A 583-nucleotide genomic window follows, 5' to 3' on the forward strand; every position below is an offset into this window, starting at 1 on the left:
CGGATAAGGTCGGCGGTTGAAGCCTTGTCGGTTAGCTTTTCACGCTTTTCAAACGGCGTGCCGCAGCAAATGCAGAATGCCGCCGACGCGTGGTTGTAAGTTCCGCATACGTCGCAGATACGCACGGGCGCGTCGCCCGCTTCGCCCTTTTTCTTCTTCGGTATACACGGGTCGTTAATGGGGCCAAGCCGCTTCGTGTTGCCTGCAAAGTCAAGCACAAGACAATCGCTTTTCGGGGTAGGTATGTAGACCTTTTCGCCGCCCCCTACGTCGATATAACCGCCCGACCAAGGCCGGGTTCCGCGCCCTAGCATTTGAACCCACAGGCCGGGCGACACCGTAGGGCGCAACATGCCTATTAGATCAATGGGCGGGTAGTCAAAGCCCGTCGTTAAAACGTTGTTGTTGACTAGGCAACGCAGCTTCCCGCGCTTGAAGTCTTTAATAACTTCGTCGCGGTTCTTAGTCTTTTGGTGAACGGCTGCGGAAGGGATACCGAATGCGTTAAGCGCCTGCGCTACGTGGTCGGCGTGTTCAACGCCCGACGCGAATACAAGCCAACTACGACGGTTCCAACCGGCTT

At 56.4% G+C, this 583-nt stretch carries 1 protein-coding gene; it reads right to left on the reverse strand.

Features of this window, described 5'->3' with window-relative positions; translation table 11 throughout:
- Positions 1 to 583: DEAD/DEAH box helicase (locus ADAD_RS16915; RefSeq protein WP_010415590.1), on the reverse strand; the 583-nt coding region annotated here is incomplete at both ends.

Origin of the sequence: Citromicrobium sp. JLT1363 (assembly GCF_000186705.1) — a bacterium.
Classification (GTDB): Bacteria; Pseudomonadota; Alphaproteobacteria; order Sphingomonadales; family Sphingomonadaceae; genus Alteriqipengyuania.